Source organism: Muriicola sp. (genome assembly GCF_049669965.1).
Lineage (GTDB): Bacteria > Bacteroidota > Bacteroidia > Flavobacteriales > Flavobacteriaceae > Muriicola.
Window position 1 is genome coordinate 1 of sequence record NZ_JBATLB010000028.1, and the last position, 2,133, is coordinate 2,133.

General features: G+C 39.7%; 1 protein-coding gene and 1 tRNA gene. Both read left to right on the plus strand.

Annotation, left to right across the window (positions count from 1 at the left end; translation table 11 throughout):
- Window positions 1-74: transfer RNA gene (locus tag WBM49_RS01860), tRNA-Pro, on the plus strand.
- A 216-nt stretch (window positions 75-290) separates the two neighbouring features.
- Window positions 291-1,550 carry a site-specific integrase gene (locus tag WBM49_RS01865; protein WP_424370363.1) on the plus strand — a complete coding sequence of 420 codons (1,260 nt, stop codon included), beginning with the start codon at window positions 291-293 and terminating at the stop codon, window positions 1,548-1,550.
- Window positions 1,551-2,133 lie beyond the last annotated feature (583 nt).

Below are 2,133 nucleotides of genomic sequence, written 5' to 3' on the forward strand. Positions count from 1 at the left end.
CGGGATGTGGCGCAGTCTGGTAGCGTACACGGCTGGGGGCCGTGTGGTCGCAGGTTCAAATCCTGTCATCCCGACGAACTGCCATACTGGCAATATCAAAACCCTGCTAATCATATGATTATCAGGGTTTTTCATTTTTTCTGCAATCATATGATATCGTTTAAAACCACCCTTCTGGTGTGCAATTCGGTGTACAAAGCGGTACGCAATTTGTGCTAATTTTAAATAGCATTTAGTTCATTTTAGATGTAGTCTTTAAACAATAGTGTTTAACCCAAAAGACTTATAACATGCGTACGGACAGCACATTAGGGGTGATATTCTTCACCCGGAAAAAGAGAAGTAATCCAACTATATTGGCCATTTACGCCCGTATCACGGTCAATAAAGAACGCGCAGAATTCAGTATAAAGCGGGACATTTCGGTGTGCAATTGGGATATTTTCAGGTGTCGGGCCAAAGAAACGAGCGAAAATCTTATTTTATTGAACACCTATTTGGACGATGTACATGCCGAAGTCCTCAATGCCCACAAGCAATTGCACTCGGAAAGGAAGCTGATTACGGCCAAGGCAATCAAGCTAAGGTACTTCGGGGAGGACGAAGAACGAATGTCCCTGATGAAGGCCGTGGAATACCATAACAAGAATATCAACAACGAGTTAAAGCCCGGTACCCTAAAAAACTACTTTTCCACTGAGAAGTACCTGCAAGAATTTTTAAGGGAAAAATTTAAGACTGATGATATCTACTTAATCCAACTGAACTATAGGTTCATTGTCAACTTTGAAAACTATATCAGAACCTATAAACCCAAAACAGCAAGAAGGACCTGTACCAATAATGGTGTGATGAAGCATATGGAACGGTTGATGAAAATAGTCAATTTAAGCCTAAGGATGGAATGGTTGGAGAAAGACCCATTTCGAAACTACAAGCTTCGATTTGTGAAAAATGAACGTAGCTACCTCACCGAAAGAGAGCTTAAATTGATTGAGGATACCTCTTTCATGCCCATAGGTTTAAAAAGGGTCAAGGATATATTCCTGTTCAGTTGCTATACAGGGCTTTCCTATGTCGATATCAAAGAACTAAAACCCAACCAAATACTTATTGGAATCGATGGTAACCAATGGATACATACCAAAAGGGCGAAGACCGATGAACCGGTCAAGATTCCGCTGCTGCCCATGGCCAAAGCAATACTTGAGAAGTATCGAGAAGAAAGTATACTAACAGATGAACTGTTGCCGGTCTATAGCAATCAAAAGACCAATCAAATACTAAAGGAGATAGCCAATGCCTGTGGTATCCATAAGAACATCACCTTCCATACTGCCAGACATACGTTTGCAACGACGGTCACCTTATCCAATGGAGTTCCCATAGAGACAGTTTCGAAGTTATTGGGACATACAAAACTATCCACAACACAAATCTATGCAAGGGTATTACAAAAGAAAGTAGGGGAGGACATGAATGATTTGATGGAGAAGTTAAAAAGGAAACAAGAAGTTGAAAGAAGCGCAGCCCCCAAATCCTTACCCTAACTTTTGTGCAAGGTTCCTGTTGGGATTTCTTCACAATCCAGGTATGCACGGATTTTAGCCTAATAAAATATTGAACTCAAAAACAGCGACAAAATGAATAGCAAAATTTTATTGCCGGTGCCAGTATAGGTTTCGGCGCTATAAATGTAAAATCTTATTAGATTAACGACATTAAGTTGCGACAACCATGTGAAACCTTTGCACTAAGACTAAAACGATAGAACAAGAACAGATTGATTTAAGTGATCAATCTGTCGAAATGAACGTAATACAACATGATCTTGTTGTCCAAGAAATAGTTAAGAGTGTGGAACTAATAGGTAGTTTGGATGAATTGATCAATATTGAACAGTCGGAGTGCTCAGCATTTAAGAAAATTTCACGAAAGAATAATTTAAACGTTTATTCGATATCAACGTAATAGGGGTATAAAAGGTCAACACAGCTGTACTACCCAATATGGGTGGGCAAGGAGGGGAACTGATTATTCATGTGTTAAGCATTCTTGGTAGAATGGCCCTGCCTTGCTTTTTCATACAAACAAAAGTTCATACCGGTTAGATTTAGCAGGTCAAAAACTCTA